Source organism: Thioclava sp. L04-15 (genome assembly GCF_002020275.1).
Classification (GTDB): Bacteria; Pseudomonadota; Alphaproteobacteria; order Rhodobacterales; family Rhodobacteraceae; genus Thioclava; species Thioclava marina.
Map to the genome: position 1 here is coordinate 246,651 of NZ_MPZW01000003.1, position 22,671 is coordinate 269,321.

Sequence of the window (22,671 nt, forward strand, 5' to 3'; positions counted from 1 at the left end):
CTGATGAGGACGCGCCGCGCTCAGGTGGCCTCGGTCGCCTTCGCCGCCTTGTTGCGGATCGGGGTGACGGTCGCGGGTTTGCCCTTGCCCGGAACCGGGTTGGCCGCGTTCTCGTCGATGAACTCCAGCACCAGAGGACGGATATTGTTGCGCCAGTGCGAGCCCGCGAAGATGCCGTAATGGCCGGCATCCGGCTCGAGGTGCTGCTGCTTCATCGAGTCCGGCACCCCCGTGCACAGATCGAGGGCCGCCACGCATTGGCCCGGGGCGGAGATGTCGTCCTTCTCACCCTCGACCGTCTTAACCGCGACCGTGGTGATCTTCGAGATATCGACCGGCTTGCCCGCAACCGTGAAACGGTTCTGCGCGATTTCGAGCCCCTTGAAGATACGCTCGACCGTCGAAAGGTAGAACTCGGCCGTCATGTCCATCACCGCGAGATATTCGTCATAGAAGCGGTAATGCTTGTCGTGCTCGGAGCCTTCGCCATTCGCCTCGCTCCAGATCTTTTCCTGGAAGGCCTGGGCGTGCTTGTCCATGTTCATCGAGATGAAGGATGCAAGCTGCATCAGCCCCGGATAGACCAGACGGCCCGCGCCCTTGTATTTGAAGCCCACGCGCTGGATCACCATCTGCTCGAGCTGGCCCATCGTCACACGGCGGCCGAAATCGGTCACTTCGGTTGCTGCGGCATCGGGGTCGATCGGCCCGCCGATCAGCGTCAGCGTACGCGGCTGCGCGGTCGGGTCTTCCTCGGCCAGATAGGCGGTCGCCGCCAGCGCGAGCGGCGCGGGCTGGCAAACTGCGATAACGTTACAGTCCGGCCCCATCTTCTTCATGAAGTCGACGAGGTAGAGCGTGTAATCCTCGACGTCGAACTTGCCCTCGCTGACGGGGATGTCGCGCGCATTGTGCCAGTCGGTGACCCAGACATCGGCATCGGGCAGCAGCGAGGCCACGGTCGAGCGCAAGAGCGTCGCGTAGTGACCCGACATCGGCGCGACCAGAAGGATGCGGCGCTCCATCGGGGCACGCCCCTGCACATTGAAGTGAACGAGGCTGCCGAAGGGTTTGTCGACGACGGTCTCGACCTCGACGAGGTGATCGCGCCCGTCCTCGGCGGCGATCGAGTGAATGCCCCAGTCCGGCTTGATGACCATCCGTGCGAAGGAACGTTCGGTCACGCGGCCCCAGGCCGACATGATCTTGAACATCGGATGCGGCGCAAGCCCCCAGACCGGATAGGAAGCCATGGCGCGGGCAGAGGCCCCCATCCATTCGTTCGTGTTCCTGACGGTTTCCATCAGGTCATAGGACATGATTGATTTCATTTGCGACTCCTCGGGGAGGTCGGCAAACACCGCCTCTGGACCAGTAAACGCCGCTTTACCCCAGGACTGCGGCAAGATTATGCTGTGTGAGAGGATAGGGAGGAAACATCATTATGACAACCGAGGACGAGAACAAAATTGCTGCATCGCAGAAAATGCAGGAGAATCTCGCCCGGATCGAACAGCTCACAGAGCGCATGGTCGATGCAATCGCCCATAAGCGCCCGATGAACCCCGCGCTCGAAGGGCCCGGAGCCGATCTTTACCTGTCCTCGAGCGCCGCGCTGATGAAGGAGTGGCTGGAAAAGCCCTCGAAGATACTCGAGGCCCAGGTGAGCTACTGGGGACAGGCGATGAAGCATTACATGGAGGCACAGGAGGCGCTTTCCGCGGGCAAGATCGCACCGCCCGAAAATCCCGGTCCCGCCGATCCGCGCTTCAAGAACCCGCTCTGGGACAGCCACCCCTATTTCAACTTCATCAAGCAGCAATATCAGATCGCCGCGAAGGGCGTTCAGGATGCCGTGGATGCGATCGACGATCTCGACTCCGTCGACCGGCAGCGGCTCGAATACTTCTCGCGCCAGATCATCGACCTGATGTCGCCGACCAATTTCCTCGCCACCAATCCCGACGCGCTTGAAAAGGCGATCGAGACCGAGGGCGAGAGCCTGGTGAAGGGACTTGAGAACCTCGTACGCGACATCGAGGCGAACCGCGGCGATCTGCTGGTGACGCTGGCCGACAAGGACGCCTTCTCGGTGGGCGAGAACATCGGCACCGCCGAAGGCTCGGTCGTCTATCGCAACCGCCTGTTCGAACTGATCCAGTACAAGCCCACCACCGAGAAGGTCCACAAGACGCCGCTGATCATCTTCCCGCCCTGGATCAACCGCTTCTACATCATGGACCTCAAGCCGCAGAACTCACTGATCCGCTGGATCGTCGATCAGGGCTTCACGCTCTTCGTGGTGAGCTGGAAGAACCCCGATTTCTCTTATGCGGATGTCGGCCTGGATGACTATGTCGAAGAAGGCTACCTGACTGCGATCGAGCAGGTGAAGCAGATCACCGGCGAGAAGAAGGTCAACGCGGTCGGCTATTGTATCGCGGGCACGACGCTGTCGCTGACCCTCGCGCTGCTCAACAAGCGCAAGGACAAGTCGATCAACTCGGCCACCTTCTTCACCACGCTCACCGACTTCTCCGATCAAGGGGAGTTCGCCGTCTTCCTGCAAGACGATTTCGTCGACGGGATCGAACGCCAGTGCAAGGCCGACGGGGTGCTTTCGAGCTACTTCATGTCGCGCACCTTCTCCTTCCTGCGTTCGCGCGACCTGATCTACCAGCCCGCGATCCGCAGCTACATGATGGGCGAGGCCCCGCCCGCTTTCGACCTGCTGTTCTGGAACGGTGACTCCACCAACCTTCCCGGCAAGATGGCGATCGATTATCTGCGCGGGCTCTGTCAGAAGAACCGTTTCGCGGGCGACGGCTTCGAGGTCCTGGGCGAGACGGTTCAGGTCTCGGAGGTGAAAGTGCCGCTGATGGCGATCGCCTGCGAGACGGATCACATCGCACCCTGGGTCGCCTCCTTCAACGGGATCGCGAAAATGGGATCGAAGGAGAAGACCTTCATCCTCTCGGAATCGGGTCACATCGCCGGGATCGTGAACCCGCCCAGCAAGAAGAAATACGGTCATTACACCTCCACCGCACCGATCGCGAATCCCGCGCAGTGGAAGGCCGAGGCGACGTTTCACGAGGGCAGCTGGTGGCCACGTTGGAGCGAATGGCTGGCGAAAAAGTCGGGCGCGATGGTGCCCGCGCGAGCACCCGGAGACGCCGAGCATCCGGTTCTTGCAGACGCGCCAGGCACTTACGTGAAAGAGATCGTGCAGATCTGATTTTCGCTCTCCAATTGTAAAATTTCTGCGTCGCAGCATCTCCGGGCTTGAAATGCTGCGCCGCAGCATGTATGTACGTTACGTAAGCAAACGGGCCCTGCCGACGTTCCAACCTACGGGCCCCAACCCAATGGAGCATTACAATGGCCAAGACCCAAGACTACACCAAGATCATGCAGGACATGATGGCGAGCTTCCCCGTCGACACCGCGAAATTCCAGGAAGCCTTCAAGTCGCAAGCCGCACTGGGCGAGAAGATGTCGAAAGTGGCTCTCGATGCCGCCGAGAAGACGGCCGAGATCTCGACCAAGTGGACCAAGGGCACGCTCTCCAAGGTTGGTGAACTGACCAAGACCAAGGAAGAGCCGGCCGACTACGCCAAGGCTGTGAGCGACTTCGCGTCGGCTTCGGCTGAAATGGCTGCCGAGAACATGGCTGCCTTCGCCGAGATCGCGAAGAAGGTCCAGATGGATACCGTCGAGCTCATGATGGCTGCTGGCAAGGACATGTCGGCCGAAGCGACCGCGACCGTGAAGAAGGCGACCGCCGACATGACCGCGGCCACCAAGAAAGCCGCCGCGGCTGCGAAGTAAGTTCCTCCCGTAGCTCCCGGCCTCCTCCTCCCTGCCGGGACAGCGGAACCTCGGGCGCGCCTTTCCGGCGCGCCCTTTTTCTTTTGTTGCTTTTGCGCGCGCAGCGTCTCACAATCGCTGCAACGCAAAAATCCGGGGAGGATCGCACCACATGGCCGAAGACGAAAAGCCCTTGCTGATCAAGCGCTACGCGAGCCGCCGTCTCTACAATACCGAGACCAGCGATTACGTGACGCTCGAAGATATCGCGAAGTTCATCCGCGACGGTCGCGAGGTGCAGATCGTCGATCTCAAATCCGGCGACGACCTGACGCGGCAATACCTGCTGCAAATCGTCGCCGAGCACGAGAGCCGCGGTGAGAACGTTCTGCCGGTCGATGTGCTGACCGATCTCGTGCGCTCCTATACCGGGGCCGCGCAATCGGTGGTGCCGCAATTCCTCGCCGCCAGCTTCGAGATGCTGCGCGAGGGCCATTCGCAGATGCTCGAGAACATGAACAAGATGCCCAACCCGATGGCCACCATGCCCGGCTTCGAGGCGCTTCAGGCCCAGCAGCAGGCCTTCCTCAAGAACATGATGGCTGGCTGGGGTACTGCCGGTTCCTCAGGCCCCGCGCCCGAGGGTGGCGGCGACGAGCGCGGAGAGCTCGACGCGATCAAGAAACAGCTCGCAGACCTGCAAAGCAAGCTCAACAAGATGTAAGCGACATGGCGCCCCGTGGCGCCTTTTTGCCGCGCGGGATCAGCGTCCCGCACAGGCAAGCATCGCCGTCCCCTCCACGTGTCTTACGTAGGCGGTGAACATGGTGGCAATGGTGACGAGGGCTCGACCGGCGCATGAGGGGCGCTGCCCCTCGGCGCTTCGCGCCTCACCCCGGGATATTTGAACCAATCCGAAAACAGGCGCAGGTCGCAAGGCCTCAGAACGGCACGTCATCGGCATCGGCGGCAGGCACCACGAAGCTCGCCAACAGACGCTTTTCGCCCGCCTTGTCGAACTCGACCACAAGCTTGTCGCCCTCCGAGCCCATCACCTCGCCATAGCCGAACTTTTTGTGGAAGACGCGGTCACCGATTTCGTAATCGCTCTCGCCGCTCGCATCGATGGTCATGTGACGCGCCTCGCGTGGTGAGCTGATGCCGCGCGATTGCGCGTTTTGCAGCCGCCGCCAGCCGGGAGAATTATAGACATCGGCGCGCGAGACGCGGTCTTCCATCGCGGTCGAACCGCCAAAGCCGCCCGCAGAGACCCCGCCCCCGTTCATGCCGCCACCGTAGAGCCCCGGCGGGGTCAGCACCTCGACATGTTTCACCGGCAACTCGTCGATGAAACGCGACGGCATCTGGCTTTGCCACTGACCATAGACACGGCGGTTGCCCGCAAAGGAGATCGTGCACAGCTCTTCCGCCCGGGTGATGCCCACATAGGCCAGACGACGCTCTTCCTCGAGGCCCTTCAGCCCGCTTTCATCCATCGAGCGCTGCGAGGGGAAGAGACCATCCTCCCATCCCGGCAGGAAGACGACCGGAAACTCCAGCCCTTTTGCGGCGTGCAGCGTCATGATCGAGACCTTCTCCTCGGTCTCGGATTTATCGTTATCCATGATCAGCGCGACGTGTTCGAGGAAGCCCTGGAGATTGTCGAACTGCTCGAGCGCTTTCACCAGTTCCTTGAGGTTCTCCAGCCGCCCCGGCGCCTCGGGCGTCTTGTCGTTCTGCCACATCTCGACATAGCCGGATTCCTCGAGGATCCGTTCAGCCAGCCGCACATGGCTGAGGTCATTCGCGGGCGCCACACCATCCTCGGCGGGCTCGATCAGCAGATCGTCATCCTCGGCTCGCGTCACCGCCGTCGCGGGCGACGCCTGCGCAATTTCATCGTGCCAGCGAGTGATATTCTCGACGAACAACCGCAGCTGCCCCCCTGCCTTGCCCGTCAGCGCCCCTTCGGCCACCAGCAGCTTCGCGCCGTCGAGCAGGCTCAGACCGTTCTCGCGGGCGGCGACCTGAATGCGCTGCTGTGCCTTGTCGCCAAGGCCACGTTTCGGAGTGTTGATGATCCGCTCGAAGGCCAGGTCGTCCTCGGGCGAGGTCACGAGGCGGAAATAGGCCATCGCGTCGCGGATTTCCAAACGTTCGTAGAAGCGCGGGCCACCAATCACGCGATAGGGAAGACCGATGGTCAGGAAACGGTCCTCGAAGGCGCGCATCTGGTGCGAGGCGCGCACGAGGATGGCCTGATCGTTCAGGCTGACGGGCGGATTGCCACGGGTGCCGCGCTGGATCGCCTCGATCTCCTCGCCGATCCAGCGGGCCTCTTCCTCGCCGTCCCAATGGCCGATCAGGCGGACTTTCTCGCCGCCCTCGGCCTCGGTCCAGAGCTCCTTGCCCAAACGCCCCTCATTCGCGGCGATCAGACCCGAGGCCGCTGCGAGGATATGTTCGGTCGAGCGGTAATTCTGCTCCAGCCGGATCACCGCAGCGCCGGGAAAATCCTTCTCGAATTTCAGGATGTTGCCCACCTCGGCCCCGCGCCAGCCATAGATCGACTGATCGTCATCGCCCACGCAGCAGATATTCTTGTGTCCCTGCGCCAGCAGCCGCAGCCAGAGATATTGCGCGACGTTGGTATCCTGATACTCGTCCACGAGAATGTAGCGGAACCAGCGCTGATATTGCGCAAGCACATCCGCATGGGTCTGAAAGATCGTCACCATATGCAGCAGCAGATCACCGAAATCGACCGCATTGAGCGTCTTCAGCCGGTCCTGATAGGCCGCGTAAAGCTCGGACCCGCGATTGTCGAAGGCGGCGGTCTCGCGCCCCGAGACCCGCTCGGGCGTCAGCGCCTTGTTCTTCCAGCCGTCGACCAGCCCCGCCAATTGCCGCGCGGGCCAGCGTTTCTCGTCCATATTGGCGGCGACGATCAGCTGTTTCATCAGCCGGATCTGGTCGTCCGTATCGAGAATGGTGAAATTGGATTTCAGCCCCACGAGCTCGGCATGGTGGCGCAGGAGCTTCACACAAACCGAATGGAATGTGCCAAGCCAGGGCATCCCCTCGATCGCACCGCCCAGGTGTCGCCCCACGCGCTCTTTCATCTCGCGGGCGGCCTTGTTGGTGAAGGTCACGGCGAGGATCTCGTTCGGGCGCGCCCGGCCCGTATGGATCAGATGCGCAATCCGCGCGGTCAGCGCCGAGGTCTTGCCGGTGCCCGCCCCCGCCAGCATCAGCACCGGACCGTCGAGGGTCTCGACCGCCTGACGTTGCTCGGGGTTCAGCTTGTCGAGATAGGCTACCGCGCGCGCCTGCGTGGCGCCCATCATCGCGCGTTGCGACAGGCTCACGGCGCCCTCGTAGGGATCGTCATCTTCCATCCAGCTCATGGCGGCAATCTACCCGCTTCGCCCCTTGAGGAAAAGAGCCATGTTCGACTTCTGTTCACATCCGCGACGGAACGCGGATCACGTCGCGAGATGTTCCAGTGCGGCGGCGTGGATCTCGGGGTTGGCTGCGGCGATCACCCGACCGCCGCGATGGGCCGGGCGGCCCTGCCAGTCGGTGACGATCCCGCCCGCCGCCTCGATCACCGCGATCGGGGCCGCGACGTCATAGGGCTGGAGCCCCGCCTCCACCACGAGGTCGATCTGCCCCGCCGCGACCAGCGCATAAGCGTAGCAATCCATCCCGTACCGCGTAAGCCGGACCTGCCGCGACAGCCGCGCGAAGGCCGCGCCTTCGGCCTCGGTGCCAACTTCTGGGAAAGTGGTAAAGAGCACGGCCTCGTCGAGCGCGCGCGGAGAACGGGTGACAAGCGGGCGATGGCCGAGCGGGCCCGAGACCTCCGCCGCGCCGAAGCCGCCCGAGAAACGCTCACCGATATAAGGCTGGTCAATCACCCCGAGAAGCGGCGCGCCGGGGCCATCCTCTTCCTGCGTGCAGAGCGCGATCAGAACGCCCCAGGTCGGCGTGCCCGACATGAAGCCGCGCGTGCCGTCGATCGGGTCGAGAACCCAGGTGAGCCCGCTCGTGCCATGCTTTACGCCGTATTCCTCGCCGAAAATCCCGTCCTGCGGGCGGCGTTCTTCAAGATGTGCACGCATCACGGCCTCGGCGGCGCGATCGGCCTCGGTTACCGGATCGAAGCCCGAGGCGAGCTTGTTCTGCGCGCCGATCCCGCCTTCGGGACGAAACTGCGCCAGCGTCTCGGACCGCGCCAGATCGCCAAGCTCCCCGGCCAGCGCCAGAAGTTCGTCGCGTTCGGAAGGGCTCAGGGACAGCATGGATGGCTCCGGACGTTGGGGGTGCGACCCGCGCCGGGCCTGCAAAGGACAAGGGGAGCGGTAAACGCCCCCCTTATCCGGGTCAAGCCACCCGATCCGTCCCCACCCGGGCGAACGGCTCCCCCTAACGGCTTCAGGCCGCGTCCGAGAGCACCTTGGCCAGCTCGAAGAGCCGACGGCGCTGTGCCTCGGGAATCGAGTAGTAGGAGCGCACCAGAGCGAGCGCTTCCTTGTCCGACAGGATGTCTCCGGCAACCTCGGGCTGCGACACACCGCTATCTTCCGACAGACCTTCAAAGAAGAAGGAGATCGGAACCTCAAGCGCATCGGCGATATCCCAAAGGCGGGACGCCGAAACGCGGTTCATACCAGTTTCGTATTTTTGGATCTGTTGAAATTTGATGCCCACCTGATCGGCGAGCTGTTGTTGCGTCATGCCGATCATCCAGCGGCGATGCCGAATTCTCTTACCCACATGCACATCCACAGGATGTTTCATCTTCAACCCCTCGAAGCGAAATTGCGCTGTAAAACTACCATGCGCTGAGTTTGACCAAGGCGGCAAAAAAACAAACCTGTCCAAAAAGACAGGCGAAATGACCGATTTTTCAGGCGACTTGACCTAAAGGACAGGTCGGAAGGAACTCTCCCTCTGCGTGTTTTGCAAAATGCGATGCGTGACGCAATTTTCCGCTACGTCAACCTTATCGCCCTGCAACTTACGGGCGATCGACTGATTCGCCCTCAGCGGGTACTCAAAGCGGCGGATTTCGCCTTCACGGTGGGGTGCGCCAACCGGCTCTGGCCCTGCCCGCACGCTGCCGCTATCACGGGGGCGAACGGGCCCGCGTGGCCCAGCCCCCAGCCGACCGAGGAGACCCCGATGCGCGCCTTCCAGATCGCCGAGACCAAGACCCAGCCAAAAATCGTCACGCTCGATCTGCCCGCCCCTGGCCCCGGAGAGGTTCAGGTCGCGATCCGGGCCTGCGGGCTCAACTTCGCGGACCTACTGATGATCGAGGGCAAATATCAGGACACACCCGAGGCCCCTTTCGTTCTCGGCATGGAGCTGGCGGGCGAGGTGGTCGCGGCAGGTCCGGGCACGGCGCTGACACCGGGCACGCGTGTCGCGGTGTTCTCGGGTCAGGGCGGGCTGGCCGAGGCGGGCAACTTCCCCGAAAACCGCTGCACACCGATGCCCGACGCGATGAGCCATACCCAGGCCGCCGCCTTCCAGATCGCCTATGGAACGAGCCATGTCGCGCTCGACGCCCGCGCGGGACTGAAACCGGGCGAGACGCTTGTGGTGCTCGGCGCCGCCGGCGGGGTCGGCCTCACCGCGGTCGAGATCGGCAAGAAGATGGGCGCGCGGGTGATCGCCTGCGCACGCGGTGCCGAGAAACTTCAGATCGCACGAGAGGCCGGGGCCGATGAGACGGTCGACAGCGAGACCGAAGATCTCAAGGGCGCGCTCAAGGCGCTTGGCGGGGTGGATGTCGTCTATGATGCGATCGGCGGCACCGCGGGCGAGGCAGCCTTCCGCGCGCTCAAGCCCGGAGGACGTTTTCTGGTGATCGGGTTTGCCAGCGGCAGCCAGCCGAAACTGCCGCTCAACCATGCGCTGGTGAAGAACATCACGATCCACGGGCTCTATTGGGGCGGCTATCTCAAGCTCGACCCGGGCCTTCTGACCGGTTCGATGGCGCAGCTTTTCGACTGGTTCGTCCAAGGTGGGCTGACCCCGCATATCGGCGGCACCTACCCGCTGGAACGGGTCGCGGAGGCGCTCGAAGACCTGCGCGCGCGCCGCTCCACCGGCAAGCTGGTGATCGAGATCGGCGGCTAGGCGTAAGCCTCGCGCAGCAGCGCACGCAGACCATCGACGGGTTCTCCGGTAAGCTGCCCGGTATCGTAAAGACAGATCCGTGAGCGCCCGAGCGGCGGCAGCCCGCTCTCGGGACCAAGCGGCACGCAGCCTGCGGGCACATCGCGCGACAGCCGCACCGCAACCCCCATATCAGCGGCAACCGCCGCACTCGCCATCTCGTCGGATTGCCCGTCGAAGGCGGGCTTTGAGACGATCCCCGCGCCTTCGAGAGCTGCCATCGCGGCCCCGTGAAAGGCGCAGCCCTCCTCGATCGACAGCATCAGTGGGCGCTCATGGACAGCGCGCCCGGCTTGCGCCCCGATCCAGACCAACTGATCCTCTGCCAGGATCTCCGCTGCAGGGCCGGGCTCGTCTTCGGTCGTCAGGATCATGTCGAACTCGCCCGCCTCGAACATCCGGCGCAGCGTCATCGAGCGGCGCGAGGCCAACTGGAGCCGCACCATCGGCCATTGCAACGAAAGCGCGCGCAACAGCGCAGGCATTTGCGGGCGCACGAGATCATGCGGAAGGCCGAAGCGGACATTGACCTCCGCCCCCGCTGCGCGCAGCCGCGCCAGCGCCGCGTCATTCTCGGCACAGATCCGGCGCGCATGATCGATCAGCGTCGCCCCATCGCGGGTCAGCGCCATCTTGCGATTGGCCCGATCGAAGAGAACCTTGTCGAGGCTCTCTTCCAGCCGCCGGATCTGCATCGAGACCGCCGATTGCGTCAGATTTAGCAGCTTTGCCGCGCGGGTAACCGATCCCGTATCCGAAACGGTCAGCACCGCGCGCAGGGCTGCGACATCGAGATTCTGCGGCATCCGTCACCCATCCATCACATTTCGTGATAATTAATAGCACAATCATTCGTTTTCATCATAGTCAAAACTGCTTCATCCTCGATCACAGATGATTTCCCATGGAGGATGAGATGATGACCTTCCTGTCCCGTCATGACGCCCGCAGTGCCTCGCGCGCGCCCCGCCGGACGAGCCTTTTCGCGACGCTTATGCGTCTGATCGAAATCCATCGCTCGCGACTGGCCCTGCGCCGGCTCGATGCACGGCTGCTCGACGATATCGCGCTCAATGAAAGCGAAGCCGCCGAGGAGGCCCGCCGCCGTGTCTGGGACGCCCCCGATCACTGGCGCGCGGACCGATGAAACAAAAGGGGGGAACTCGCGTGAAACAATGCGTTTTCGATGTATCCCAAATCTTGAATTTAGGGTGTGCTATGCCAATATCGGTCCCGAAACCGGCGTGAGGGACGGCCGGAACGAATTGTTGGAGGTGCTGATGGCTGATTTCGAAACGATGCGGACCCCCCATGCGGGCACGCGTCAGGCTGCGATTGACGAGGGTCTTCGCACGCATATGAACAAGGTCTACGGGCTTATGTCGCTGGCTATGCTGGTGACGGGCGCCGTGGCGTTCGGCGTGGGCACGAACCCGGCTCTGGTGGCCGCGATCTTCGGCTCGGGCCTGAAATGGGTCGTGATGCTCGCGCCTCTTGCGGTGGTCTTCGCCTTCGGCGCGATGATCCACAAGATGTCGACCGCGACCGCGCAGCTGGTCTTCTTCGGCTATGCCGCCCTGATGGGGCTGTCGATCAGCTTCATCTTCGCCGTCTATACCGGCGTGTCGATCGCGCAGACCTTCCTCGTGACCGCGATCGCCTTCGCGGGCCTGTCGCTTTACGGCTACACGACCAAGCGCAATCTCAGCGCCATGGGCTCCTTCCTGATGATGGGCCTCATCGGCCTGATCGTCGCCTCGATCGTGAACATCTTCCTCGCCTCCTCGGCGATGGCTTTCGCGATCTCGGTGATTGGCGTGCTGATCTTCGCGGGCCTGACCGCCTATGACACGCAGAACATCAAGAACACCTACCTCCAGCTCGCCGCTGGCGGTGGCCGGGACTTCATGGGCAAAGCCGCCATCATCGGCGCGCTTCAGCTCTACCTGGACTTCCTGAACATGTTCATGTTCCTGCTGCAATTCCTCGGCAACCGCGAGTAATCGCGGCCGAGACGAAACAGATGAAGCCCCGCCGATCCGGCGGGGCTTTTTCTTGTTCCGGGAAGATATCTCGCGCGCGTCAACTCTCGCGAACGACGCGGAACATCGCGCGGCGTTCTTCAGGCGTCATTTCCGTGAGATGCTCGGCAGGTGTCTTGCGCGGCGGCTCGAAGCGCGCCTGCGCCTCGGCAAACCCCATCGGCGCCCCGCGCAGCGCTTCGCGGCGCAGCGGATCGGGCCCAAGCTGGGCTGGCGTCATCGGGCGCGTCGTCGGCAGAAGGCGGGTCTGGCTCCGGATCAGCTCGAAGCGGCGCGGGCTGCGCCCGATTTCGCCCTCGGCCACCAGACATCCCAGCGCGCGGCTCACATCGCCGAAATCCGAAGTCAGCGGCAGGATCAGCAGCCGGGCAGAGAGCAGGGGCCGGCCAAGCGCGCGATCCGCGCTCAGCTGCGCCTCGGCAATGGCCGGGCTCGCAAAGACCGCCTCCGTCAGCTCGGCCACACCCTTGCGCGCCTCTGGCGTGAAGAAGGACGTCAGCGGCATCCCACGCACCTCCATTCCCATCAGGTCGTTGAGATGCATCCCGGCGAGCCGGAACCGCGCGATCCCGGGAGCCACACGTTCCAGAATGAAGGCAAATGCCAGCGCCCGGTCGATCCCGCGCGGGTCGATCTCGGCACGCGATGGCATCGGGCGTCCCGCCCGCAGCGCCTCCCAATAGGCGCGCAGCTCGTTGGAGACGCGCCGGCCGGTGCCAGCGCCGAGCCGGGAGATATTCGTGTCGGTGTCACGTTCCATGGTCCACCTGTCGAATGGGCGGGCAGCCCGCCCGCACAAGAGGGGTGAAATGCTCCGGCCCATTCTGATGCGCCGGTCCTTTCGGTTGACCGTCGGAGCGAAATGATTACTGAACTCTTAATACGCCACTTTTTCGCCATATGGGAAAAGAAAGTCTTAAATGGTTAAAGCCACAGAAGCCCCGCTTACGCCGTGTAGAACCGTTTCGATGACGGGCTTCGCCTCCGGTCAGGGGGCGGCAGCGGGACATGACTGGAGCTGGGATATCCGTTCGGTCAATGGCAAGGGCTTCGATCTGCGCATGCGCCTGCCCGAGCTTGAAGGGCTCGAAGCCGCGCTGCGCAAACTGGTCTCGGAGCGCGTCTCGCGCGGGAATGTCTCGCTGAACCTGCGCCTGACCCATAGCGATGCCGCAGAGGCCCTGCGCATCGACCCCGCCGCCCTAGAGGTCGCGATCACCGTGGCCGAGGCGGTGCAGGATGCCGCCCGCGCCCGTGGCCTTCCCATCGAACCGATGCGGGCGGGCGATCTGCTGGCTCTGCGCGGCGTCGTCGAACACGGCGCCCCGCCGGTGACCGACCCGGAAGCGCTGCGCAACGCGATCCTCGCCGATATCGAGGAAGGGCTTGGATGTTTCGCCGCGATGCGCGCCAGCGAGGGCGCCGAGATCGGGGTGGTGATCGGGGCGCAGCTCGACACGATCGAGGACCTCGTGGCTCAGGCGGCGACTGCGGCGGCGGCACGCAAACCATCGGCCGCCGAAACGATGCGCGCGGCGCTGACCCGGGTGATCGAGGCCGCCCCCGATCTCGACGAGCCGCGTATCGTTCAGGAACTCGCCCTGATCGCGATCAAGAACGACGTGACCGAAGAGATCGACCGGCTGCGGGTCCATGTAAGCGCCGCACGCGCGCTTCTGGCCGAAGCCGGACCTGTCGGCCGCAAGTTCGAATTCCTGACCCAGGAATTCGTGCGCGAGGCCAACACGCTGTGCTCGAAATCGGGCGATGCGGCGCTGACCCAGATCGGGCTTGCACTGAAATACGCGATCGATCAGATGCGCGAGCAGATCCAGAACGTGGAGTGACCCGATGCCCGAGACCGCCCGCCGTGGCCTGCTGATCATCCTTTCCTCGCCCTCGGGCGCGGGGAAATCGACGCTGGCCAAGCGGCTGATGAGCTGGGACCCGACGCTCCGTTTCTCGGTCTCGGCCACGACCCGCGATCCGCGTCCGGGCGAGACCGACGGGATCGAGTATTATTTCAAGAGCCGCGCCGAGTTCGAGACGATGGTCGAGGCCGGAGAAATGCTGGAACATGCCGAGGTCTTCGGCAATCTCTATGGTACCCCCAAAGGTCCCGTGGAGCGGGCGATGTCGGAAGGACGCGACACGCTCTTCGACGTGGACTGGCAGGGCGGCCAGCAGATCCGCAACTCCTCGCTGGGCAAGGACGTGGTCTCGATCTTCATCCTGCCGCCCTCGATCGCGGCGCTCGAACAGCGGCTGCGGTCACGCGCGCAGGACAGCGATGCGGTGATCCGGGGCCGGATGGAGAAATCGCTGGCCGAGATCAGCCATTGGTCCGAATATGACTACGTGTTGGTCAATGACGACCTCGATGCGGCCGAGGAGCGCCTGCGCACCATCCTCACCGCCGAACGGGCCCGGCGCGATCGCCAGACCTGGCTGACCGGCTTCGTGCGCGGACTGAACAAGGAGTTTGACGACCGATGATCTATGAGCTCGACGGAATTGCCCCGCAGATCGGCGCTGGCGCATGGGTCGCGCCCGATGCGAACCTGATCGGCAAGGTCGTGCTGGAAGAGGCCGCCTCGGTCTGGTTCGGCTGCACCCTGCGCGGCGACAACGAGGAGATCCGCGTCGGGCGCGGCTCGAACGTTCAGGAGAACGTCGTCTGCCACACCGATATGGGCTTTCCGCTGGTGATCGGCGCGGATTGCACGATCGGGCACAAGGCGATGCTGCATGGCTGCATAATCGGAGACGGCTCGCTCATCGGGATGGGGGCGACGGTTCTCAATGGTGCAAAGATCGGCAAGGGTTGCCTGATCGGTGCCGGAGCGCTGATCACCGAGGGCAAGGAAATTCCCGATGGCAGCCTCGTCATGGGTGCGCCGGGCAAGATCGTGCGCGAACTGGATGAGGCGGCGCGCCAACGGCTGCTCGCATCCGCAGAACATTACAGGCAGAACGCCGCGCGCTTTTCCAAGGGGTTGCGGGTCGTCAGCTAATTCTCGCGATCACCGACATCGGGCACCGCGAAGATATCGAAATCGAGCTTCGGGAAGTCCGAACGCATTTCGGCACGGATAAGCTGCACGCTCGGCAGCGGGGCGCTGTAGGCGCGCAAGGCTCCGCCATACCCGAGCCCGTCGAGTTTGCGCGCAAGATCGAGGATATCAAACCGCGGCGTCATCAGCGGGGCCAGGATCATCTCGGGGCGGGCACTGTCGAGCAAATCGCTATCGAGCATCTCGAAACGTGTGCTTGTGAGATCGAGCCCATCGATATCGCGCAGCGCGGCAGGCAGCTCAAACGCAGGGTCGATCAGCAGCAGGCGCTTGCAATTCGCGACGGTGTGGCTGTGAAGCAAAAGGGCGCGCAAAGCCTGACTGGAAAAAAGCGGACGCGCCATGGCGGTTTTTACCTTTTTGAGGGCGATTCTTTTTTATTTCGATCAAGCACTAGTAAAGACGAGACATGCGAATACACGCTTAGGTTTATCTTGCGTCACGCATGGCGGCAACCCGATTTCCTTGCAAACTGCGATCCCCCCATGTGAAACGCTAATGACTTAAGAAACCGTGTAATTCGGGAAGGTCCCTTTACATACCCCATGGAATTTTCCAATGCTCCGACCGTGCGCTTGGGAGGGCCGGATATGGTGGAAGGTTTCTTGCAGACGGTATTCGACGGTCTGCCCGAGGTAACCCTGCTGATCAGCGCCGACGAACGTATCGCACTGGCCAACACCGCTGCGCTGCGCCTCTTCGGGTCACAGATCGCGGGGCGGCCCTACGTCACCGCCCTGCGCCAGCCCGCCTTCGGCCTCGCACTCGGCGAAGCAATGCGAGGCGGCCGCCCTGAACCGGTACGGCTTCGGCTCAACTCCGGCGGGCGTGGAGAAGCGATCCTGCTTGTCCATCTTGCCCCCCTGCCGCCCGCGCCCGAAGGCCCCCTGCCCCAATCTTCCGTGCTGGCGAGCTTCGAGGACATCTCCGCGCTCGAGGAGGCCGAGGCGATGCGACGCGATTTCGTCGCCAATGTCAGCCACGAGCTGCGCACCCCTCTCACCGCGCTGATGGGCTTCATCGAAACGCTGCGCTCTTCGGCGCGCGACGATGCTGCTGCACGCGACAGGTTCCTCTCGATCATGGAGCGCGAGGCGGCCCGGATGAACCGTCTCGTGGGCGACCTGCTCTCGCTCAGCCGCGTCGAGAGCGAGGAGCGGATGCGCCCGACGGGCACGGTCGATCTGGGCCTGGTATTGCGCGGCGTGCTGCAAGGGCTTGCGCCGGTCGCAGAAGCGGCTTCGGTCGTCCTTCTCCGCGACGGCGACGCGCGCGGACTGAACGTGAAGGGCGATCCCGACCAGCTGACCCAAGTCTTCTCGAACCTGGTGGAGAACGCGATCAAATATGGCGGCCAAGGCGGAGAGGTCCGCGTCGCGGTGGAACATATCGCGCATGAGCCGGTGCTGCGCGGTCCCGCCTATCGCGTCTCGGTCATCGACAAGGGCGAGGGCATCGACCCTCAGCATCTGCCGCGCCTGACCGAACGGTTCTACCGCGTCGACACGCATCGCTCTCGCGAGAAGGGCGGCACCGGGCTCGGGCTCGCCATCGTCAAGCATATCGTTGCCCGCCATCGCGGACGGCTGCGTATCGAGAGCGAGAAAGGCCGGGGCAGCACCTTCTCGGTGGTCCTGCCCGCAGCCTGAACGCTGCATCAGCTTGCCAGCGCGCCGAATTTGCCGCCACAGAACAGAAGCGGTTTGGCGGACAGATCGCGCTCGATTTCGGTAACGCGACCGATGAAGAGCGTATGATCGCCCGCCTCGACTTCCTGCACGACCTCGGTCAGGAAGACCGTCGAGGCGCCGGGGACGACGGGCAATCCGTCGCGCTCGATGAAGGGATCGGCATGGGCCGGATCGTGACGGCCCGCGAAATGCATCGCCAGCCCCTCCATCTCGTGGCTCAGGATGTTGACCGCGTAGCGGCCCGAGGCGCGGACCTTCTCGCGCATTCTGGATTTGTGATCGAGCGAGATGGTGATCAGCGGCGGGTCGAGCGAGACCGACATGAAGGCATTGGCCGTCATCCCGTGATCGCCGTCCGCAGTGCGCGTCGAGATCACCGTCACGCCGGTTGCGAAACTGCCGCAAGCGTCGCGCAGATCGCGCGGGTCAATTCCGGACATCGAATTCCTCCCCAAATCTCATGTCCTGTGTCAGAAGCGCGCCCGACATCAGCGCCGACGGATCGGTGGAACCCTGAAGGGCGACCGCCTCCGCCGCGCGACCCTCGGCACGCAGGCCCCGGATACGCGTGGATGAGATCACCTCTCCCTCTTCGCACAACACCGCGGGCGCCAGTGTCACGTTGAACCGCTCGGCCAGCGTGGTCACCGACCCCGCCTGTTTCGCGCCGAAGCGGAAATCGGCACCGACATGAATGCGGGCCGGGTTGATCCGCGCCAGATCCTCCAGAAACGCCTGCGGGCTGCGCGCGGCATAGCTTTTGCAAAACGAGGCCAGCACGATGTAATCCGGCCCGAGCCGCGCGATCCGTGCGAGCTTTTCCGATATCGGCGACAGTTGCCGCGCCCGGCCGAAGAACACTTTCGGCGGCGGATCGAAGGTCCAGACGACCGACGGGACACCCGCCGCGCGCGCCTCCGAGACCGCCCGCGCGATCAGCGCCTGATGTCCACGATGTACGCCGTCGAAGGCTCCGATGGTCAGGATGCTGGCCTCGAGCGCGATCTGGTCGTCGCGCAACACCTGTGTCTGCATGCCTGTGAAATCCAAACTCATGGGGCTCCTCCTTCCCCGGGGGTTGGATGGCGCAGCCCAAGGGCCGCGCCACCCGATCAATCTCAGGCCTGGAAGCCGTCCTTGAGGCGGTTCACGTCCCACGGGTTCACGAGATCCTTCGACACCCAGCCGTTGAGGTCGTATTCGCTCATGAAATCGTCGACGAGGCCGCGCATCATGTCGAGCTCGCCCGTCGCTTGCGCGGTGAACATCGTCTCCATCCGGATCGCTTCGTAATTGCCCGCATAGTTGCTCTCGTAGAGCTCGTGACGGCCGCCGAATTCGGAGCCCATCGCGTCCCAGAGCAGCTTCAGCAGCTTCACGCGATCCACCGCGACCATCCCGTTCGAACCGCGCACGAAGCGGTCGAGATAGGGGCGCACCTCTTCGGATTGGAAGTCGAGCGTCGAGGATGGCAGGTAGATCAAACCCGAGGCAACGTGGCGCTCGATCAGTTCCTTGATCCGGCTGTAGGCCATCGGCGCGAAGACGCGGTAAGCCATGGCCGAGGACGATTTCGGCGCGAGATAGCCATCGGTGCCCACCCATTGATCCGGGTTCATCACCATCGCATCCGACAGGCCCCAGAACAGGTTGCGCCAGCCGATCACCTCACCCACCGCGGTTTGCGGACCGCGGAAGCCACCGGCGCCCGTCGCATCGAGCGCTTTCGAGAACAGCCCAGCGATGAAATCTAGCTTCACCGCAAGACGGGTGCCGCCATGCAGGGTGAAGCGCGGAGCGAAGCCGGATGCCGGCACGAAGCCGTTGAGCTTCTCGATATCGCCATAGATGAACAGGTTCTCCCACGGCACCAGCACCTTGTCGAAGACGAGGATGGCGTCGTTCTCGTCCAGACGCGACGAGAGCGGGTAGTCGAAGGGCGTGCCCATGACGGCCGCGTTCAGCTCGTAAGACGCCCGACTGATCAGCTTCACGCCGGGGCTGTCCATCGGCGCGGTGAAGGTCAGCGCGAATTTCTTGTCCTTGATCGGGACGCCGTAGTAGCCGATGAAGTTGTAATGCGTCAGCGCCGAGCCGGTGGCCACGACCTTCGCGCCCGACACGATAACGCCGGCATCGGTTTCCTTCTCGACCTGCATGAACACATCGCCAGCCTCTTCGGGCGGCAGGTGGCGGTCGACCGGCGGGTTGACGATCGCGTGGTTCCAGTAGTCGATCCGCTCTTGCGTGCGGGCATACCACCTCTTCGCGTTTTCGGCATATTCGCCGTAGAACGCGGAGTTCGCGCCCAGCGTGCCGAGAAAGGCCGCCTTGTAATCCGGCGCCCGGCCCATCCAGCCACTCGCGACGCGCTGCGTCTCGGCGATGGCATCGCGCCCAGCGATCAGATCCTCCTTGGACTTCGCCCCCTTGAAGAACGGGTGCGTCCAGCCGCCCGAACCGGTATCGGTCGGTCGCCCGATCTCGTCCTTCTTCTCGTGCAGCTTGTCATACCAGCGCGCCACCATGCGCGACGAGTTACGAAAGGCCGGGTGCTTGGTCACGTCCTTGACGCGCTCGCCATGCAGGTAGATCTCGCGGGCATCCTGCAGACTGCCGAGATATTCCGCACCGGTATAGGGGGTCGTGACGCCGCTTGGGGCGTCCTTCACATTGTCTTTCATCTTTCCTCCTCCAGCAGGTCGGGATGAACGAAAGACATGGCCGACCTGACGGGTCCGAACGTGCCGGAGAGAAATGATTACCGAAAGGTATCGACAAATACCGGTACTTTTTCCGACAATACCGGAAAAGTTGATCGGAAAATTGTTCCCGGAGGCCAAAATGAAGACTTTGCGCAAGGTCGGAGAGCTGCTTCGGCAGTTCACCGCCGCTCAACCCGAACATTCGGTCACGGATCTCTCGCGCGCGATCGGCAATTCCGTGAGCGGAACCCATGACCTCGTGAACGGTCTGGCGCGAATCGGAATGTTGCGAAAGGTCGAGCGCGGGCGCTATCGGCTCGGGCCTTTGGTCGCCACGCTCAACCGCGCGCTCGAGGACAGCTCGGCGCTCACCCAGGCCGCGCGCCCGGTTCTGGCCGGGCTGTGGCATGATTACGGAGAGACGCTCCACCTGACGCTCCATGACCACGGCCGGCTGCTGGTGCTTGATGCGCTCGAGGGCACGCAGTCCCTGCGCGTATCGCGCGACGCGCTGGGGTCGTGGATCGCGCTCCATGACAGCCCCGCAGGCCTGCTGCATCTCGCGCAGTTTTCCGACGCCCAGTTGACCGAGTATCTCGAACGCAACGCCCGCCCCGGTTCGCGGCTGGCGGAACGCGCCGACCTCGCCGCAGAGCTCGAAGCACCGCGCCGCGACGGATTTCTCGCCGGACCGATGGCGAAGGAACCTGACGTGATCTGCGTCTCTGCCGCGATCCGGGACCATATCTCCCGGCCGATCGCGGTCCTCGCGATGTCCATCCCGCGCTCCCGCCATGAAGTCCAGCCGCGCGCCTATCGCAACATCGCGCTGGAGGCCGCGCGCCAGATTTCCATACGCCTGGGGTATGACCCGGAGCAAAGATGAACCTTTCAGGTATTACAGGATACCGCGCACCCGTCTGGCCAGCCTGCGTTTCACCGTGCCAGTCTCCCCTCCATCGAATTCATGGCGCCGCCCGGAGGAGGGCCGCCCGCCGCATTCCAAGGAGGAGAGAAATGCGCAACGTAACCGTTGAAAACGTGACCGATGTGGTCATCGACTCGCTCGGCCAGCACGACAAGATCGGCCCGCGCCAGCGCGAGATCATGGAAAGCCTGATCAAGCATCTGCACGGGTTCTGCAAGGATGTGAACCTGACCCACAAGGAATTCCTCTACACGTGTGATTACCTCGGCCGCGCCGGAGCGCTGTGCTCGGACAAGCGCCAGGAATTCATCCTGCTGGGCGACATCCTCGGTGTGGAAGTGCTGGTCGACATGCTCTCGAACCCGATCTCCGGAAACGAAACCGTCTCGACCGTGCTCGGCCCGTTCTTCCGCGAAAACGCGCCGGTGATGCCGAAAGGCGCCTCGACGATCCAGAAGCATTTCGACGGTCAGGAAACGGTCTATGTCGAAGGCGTCATCCGGGACAACAAGGGCAACCCGGTTGCCGGCGCGATCATCGATGTCTGGGAAGATGCGCCCAACGGCCTGTATGAGAACCACGATCCTGATCAGCCCGAATACAACCTGCGCGGCCGCTTCGAGAGCGACGAGAACGGTCATTACGCCTTCACCGCAATCCGCCCCGTGCCCTACCCCATCCCCGGCGACGAGACCGCGGGAGAGCTGATCCGCTACATGGGCCATCACTGCATGCGTCCGGGCCACATCCACATGATGGTCACCCGTGAAGGCTACCGCCCGCTGATCTCGCAGATCTACGACGCCGACAGCGACTATCTCGACAACGACTCGGTCTTTGCGGTGAAGGAAGATCTCATCGGCAAGTTCAAGAAAGCGCCCGAAGGCGCTCCGACCGATCTCGTGCTGCGTTTCGACTTCACCTTGGCCGATCAGGCCCAGGCCATGGCAGCGGAATAATCCGCGCAAACGAGTATGCTCCGGCGCCGCAGGACGGCGCCGGATTTTCCCTTTGATCACAATTACCTCTTCCCGAAGGACAGATCCGATGAACAAGCCCGGCGTCACGCAACTTGCCCCGCATTTCGAGGCCTCGGATCCGCGGGCCGGACGTCAGATCGCCAGGATCGAAACCATGATCGTCGATTGTCCGACCACCCGGCGCCACAAACTGTCCAACACGGAGATCAATTTTCAGTCCTATGTGATCGTGCGCGTCGAGCTGGCAGACGGCGCCGTTGGCTGGGGTGAGGCATCGACGCTGGGCGGCCCTCGCTGGGCCGAGGAAAGCGTCGAGGCGATGAAGGCCAATATCGACACTTATCTCAACCCGGCGCTGGCGGACGCCAACGCGCTCGATTTCGAACTGAACGCGGCACGGATGGCCAAGGCCGCAAACCGCAACAACGCCGCGCGCGCGGCCGTCGATGCAGCGCTTCACGACGCGGCCGGGCGTTCGCTCGGCCTGCCCGTCTCGGTTCTGATGGGGGGCGCCGTGCGCGACAGGATCGAGGTGATCTGGGCGCTGGCCTCGGGCGATGCCGATCAGGAGATCGAGGAAGCCAACCGGAAATTCGAAGCGCGCGAACATCGTCGCTTCAAGATCAAACTGGGCTTCAATGCGCCCGGTGACGATATGATCCGCCTGCGCAGGATCGTCTCTGCGCTGGAAGGCAAGGCCACCGAGATCGTGGTCGACGTGAACCAGGGCTGGACCGAGGCGACCGCGATCCGCTACCTGCCGCAACTGGCCGAGATGGGCGTGTCGCTCATCGAACAACCCCTGCGCCCCGGTCTGATCGCCGCGACCGCGCGGGTCGCCGCGCGCGCGCCAATCCCCGTCATGGTCGACGAGGCCGCCTTCACCGGCCCCGATATCGTGGCCAACGGGATCGCAGCGGCGGGCTCGGTCTATTCCTTGAAACTGGTGAAATCGGGCGGGCTGAACGAGATCAAGCGCGCCGCCGGTATCGCACAGGCCTGCGGGATGGAGCTTTATGGCGGCTGCCTCATCGAGAGCGGTATCGGCGCGGCGGCGCATCTGGCCGTCTTCTCCACCCTGCCCCGTCTGGAATGGGGCTGCGAGCATTTCGGCCCGAAGATCCTCAAGACCGATCTGACGGGCGGCGAGATCCGCTTCGAGGACTTCCACGTTCATTGCCCGACCGGCCCCGGCCTGGGCATCACGGTCAACGAGGACGTGCTGCAATCTTGCGCGCGCAAGGCCTGAGCC

The 22,671-nt window shown here is 63.5% G+C and carries 23 protein-coding genes; 13 read left to right on the plus strand and 10 right to left on the minus strand.

The window, feature by feature from the left end; genetic code table 11:
* Positions 1–20: 20 nt before the first annotated feature.
* A complete protein-coding gene (phaZ, locus tag BMI90_RS09550; protein ID WP_078528784.1) occupies positions 21–1,331 on the minus strand; it encodes a polyhydroxyalkanoate depolymerase in 1,311 nt (436 codons plus the stop codon).
* A 113-nt stretch (positions 1,332–1,444) separates the two neighbouring features.
* Between phaZ and phaC the strand changes: the two genes are divergently transcribed.
* From phaC to phaR, 3 genes are all read left to right on the plus strand, one after another.
* Entirely contained in the window at positions 1,445–3,238 is a 1,794-nt protein-coding gene (gene phaC / locus BMI90_RS09555; RefSeq protein WP_078528786.1) for a class I poly(R)-hydroxyalkanoic acid synthase, read from the plus strand.
* A 143-nt stretch (positions 3,239–3,381) separates the two neighbouring features.
* Positions 3,382–3,831, plus strand: coding sequence for a phasin, PhaP (locus BMI90_RS09560; protein WP_078528788.1), 450 nt, complete (start codon positions 3,382–3,384; stop codon positions 3,829–3,831).
* A 151-nt stretch (positions 3,832–3,982) separates the two neighbouring features.
* The gene (gene phaR / locus BMI90_RS09565; protein ID WP_078528790.1) at positions 3,983–4,534 is read left to right on the plus strand and encodes a polyhydroxyalkanoate synthesis repressor PhaR; all 552 of its coding nucleotides are present in this window, start codon (positions 3,983–3,985) and stop codon (positions 4,532–4,534) included.
* A 217-nt stretch (positions 4,535–4,751) separates the two neighbouring features.
* On the opposite strand, the gene BMI90_RS09570 is transcribed toward phaR, so the two are convergent.
* The 3 genes from BMI90_RS09570 to BMI90_RS09580 form a co-directional block, all read right to left on the minus strand.
* Positions 4,752–7,217 carry a UvrD-helicase domain-containing protein gene (locus BMI90_RS09570; protein ID WP_078528792.1) on the minus strand — a complete coding sequence of 822 codons (2,466 nt, stop codon included), beginning with the start codon at positions 7,215–7,217 and terminating at the stop codon, positions 4,752–4,754.
* Between the two features lie 78 nt (positions 7,218–7,295).
* Positions 7,296–8,114 (minus strand): histidinol-phosphatase, encoded by an 819-nt coding sequence (hisN, locus tag BMI90_RS09575; protein WP_078528794.1) that lies wholly within the window; start codon positions 8,112–8,114, stop codon positions 7,296–7,298.
* Positions 8,115–8,247: 133 nt separating this feature from the next.
* A complete protein-coding gene (locus BMI90_RS09580) occupies positions 8,248–8,613 on the minus strand; it encodes a helix-turn-helix transcriptional regulator (protein ID WP_078528796.1) in 366 nt (121 codons plus the stop codon).
* Between the two features lie 384 nt (positions 8,614–8,997).
* Here BMI90_RS09580 and BMI90_RS09585 point away from each other — a divergent pair, with 384 nt between their 5' ends.
* Positions 8,998–9,960 carry an NADPH:quinone oxidoreductase family protein gene (locus BMI90_RS09585; RefSeq protein ID WP_078529016.1) on the plus strand — a complete coding sequence of 321 codons (963 nt, stop codon included), beginning with the start codon at positions 8,998–9,000 and terminating at the stop codon, positions 9,958–9,960.
* On the opposite strand, the gene BMI90_RS09590 is transcribed toward BMI90_RS09585, so the two are convergent.
* The gene (locus tag BMI90_RS09590) at positions 9,957–10,805 is read right to left on the minus strand and encodes a LysR family transcriptional regulator (RefSeq protein ID WP_078528798.1); all 849 of its coding nucleotides are present in this window, start codon (positions 10,803–10,805) and stop codon (positions 9,957–9,959) included. The genes BMI90_RS09585 and BMI90_RS09590 overlap by 4 nt on opposite strands.
* Before the next feature lie 113 nt (positions 10,806–10,918).
* On the opposite strand from BMI90_RS09590, the gene BMI90_RS09595 reads away from it, so the two are divergent.
* Together BMI90_RS09595 and BMI90_RS09600 are read left to right on the plus strand one after the other, a co-directional pair.
* A complete protein-coding gene (locus tag BMI90_RS09595; protein ID WP_078529018.1) occupies positions 10,919–11,146 on the plus strand; it encodes a DUF1127 domain-containing protein in 228 nt (75 codons plus the stop codon).
* 133 nt (positions 11,147–11,279) lie between these two features.
* On the plus strand, positions 11,280–12,002 hold the full coding sequence (locus BMI90_RS09600; RefSeq protein WP_078529020.1) for a Bax inhibitor-1/YccA family protein: 723 nt from the start codon (positions 11,280–11,282) through the stop codon (positions 12,000–12,002).
* 79 nt (positions 12,003–12,081) lie between these two features.
* On the opposite strand, the gene BMI90_RS09605 is transcribed toward BMI90_RS09600, so the two are convergent.
* Complete coding sequence (locus tag BMI90_RS09605; RefSeq protein ID WP_078528800.1) at positions 12,082–12,801, minus strand: PAS domain-containing protein; 720 nt, start codon at positions 12,799–12,801, stop codon at positions 12,082–12,084.
* 160 nt (positions 12,802–12,961) lie between these two features.
* Between BMI90_RS09605 and BMI90_RS09610 the strand changes: the two genes are divergently transcribed.
* From BMI90_RS09610 to BMI90_RS09620, 3 genes are read left to right on the plus strand one after another with little or no spacing between them, the layout of a single operon-like run.
* Positions 12,962–13,888: a YicC/YloC family endoribonuclease gene (locus BMI90_RS09610; protein ID WP_246831527.1), complete on the plus strand. Its 927-nt coding sequence runs from the start codon at positions 12,962–12,964 to the stop codon at positions 13,886–13,888.
* 4 nt (positions 13,889–13,892) lie between these two features.
* Entirely contained in the window at positions 13,893–14,537 is a 645-nt protein-coding gene (gene gmk, locus BMI90_RS09615; RefSeq protein WP_078528804.1) for a guanylate kinase, read from the plus strand.
* Positions 14,534–15,055: a gamma carbonic anhydrase family protein gene (locus BMI90_RS09620; protein ID WP_078528806.1), complete on the plus strand. Its 522-nt coding sequence runs from the start codon at positions 14,534–14,536 to the stop codon at positions 15,053–15,055. The genes gmk and BMI90_RS09620 overlap by 4 nt, the downstream gene beginning before the upstream one ends.
* Here BMI90_RS09620 and BMI90_RS09625 read toward each other — a convergent pair.
* Positions 15,052–15,459: a hypothetical protein gene (locus tag BMI90_RS09625; protein ID WP_078528808.1), complete on the minus strand. Its 408-nt coding sequence runs from the start codon at positions 15,457–15,459 to the stop codon at positions 15,052–15,054. The two genes, BMI90_RS09620 and BMI90_RS09625, sit on opposite strands and share 4 nt — an antisense overlap.
* 246 nt (positions 15,460–15,705) lie before the next feature.
* Between BMI90_RS09625 and BMI90_RS09630 the strand changes: the two genes are divergently transcribed.
* Entirely contained in the window at positions 15,706–16,764 is a 1,059-nt protein-coding gene (locus tag BMI90_RS09630) for an ATP-binding protein (RefSeq protein WP_078529022.1), read from the plus strand.
* An 8-nt stretch (positions 16,765–16,772) separates the two neighbouring features.
* On the opposite strand, the gene BMI90_RS09635 is transcribed toward BMI90_RS09630, so the two are convergent.
* The 3 genes from BMI90_RS09635 to BMI90_RS09645 form a co-directional block, all read right to left on the minus strand.
* A complete protein-coding gene (locus tag BMI90_RS09635; protein WP_078528809.1) occupies positions 16,773–17,246 on the minus strand; it encodes a flavin reductase family protein in 474 nt (157 codons plus the stop codon).
* Positions 17,233–17,862, minus strand: a complete 630-nt coding sequence (locus BMI90_RS09640; protein ID WP_078528810.1) for an FAD synthetase family protein — start codon at positions 17,860–17,862, stop codon at positions 17,233–17,235. The genes BMI90_RS09635 and BMI90_RS09640 overlap by 14 nt, the downstream gene beginning before the upstream one ends.
* 62 nt (positions 17,863–17,924) lie before the next feature.
* Positions 17,925–19,490 (minus strand): 4-hydroxyphenylacetate 3-hydroxylase N-terminal domain-containing protein, encoded by a 1,566-nt coding sequence (locus BMI90_RS09645; RefSeq protein WP_078528812.1) that lies wholly within the window; start codon positions 19,488–19,490, stop codon positions 17,925–17,927.
* A 160-nt stretch (positions 19,491–19,650) separates the two neighbouring features.
* On the opposite strand from BMI90_RS09645, the gene BMI90_RS09650 reads away from it, so the two are divergent.
* From BMI90_RS09650 to BMI90_RS09660, 3 genes are all read left to right on the plus strand, one after another.
* The gene (locus tag BMI90_RS09650) at positions 19,651–20,397 is read left to right on the plus strand and encodes an IclR family transcriptional regulator C-terminal domain-containing protein (RefSeq protein WP_146642550.1); all 747 of its coding nucleotides are present in this window, start codon (positions 19,651–19,653) and stop codon (positions 20,395–20,397) included.
* A 131-nt stretch (positions 20,398–20,528) separates the two neighbouring features.
* The gene (locus BMI90_RS09655) at positions 20,529–21,398 is read left to right on the plus strand and encodes a dioxygenase (RefSeq protein ID WP_078528816.1); all 870 of its coding nucleotides are present in this window, start codon (positions 20,529–20,531) and stop codon (positions 21,396–21,398) included.
* A gap of 88 nt (positions 21,399–21,486) precedes the next feature.
* A complete protein-coding gene (locus tag BMI90_RS09660; RefSeq protein WP_078528818.1) occupies positions 21,487–22,668 on the plus strand; it encodes a muconate/chloromuconate family cycloisomerase in 1,182 nt (393 codons plus the stop codon).
* Positions 22,669–22,671: the final 3 nt, after the last annotated feature.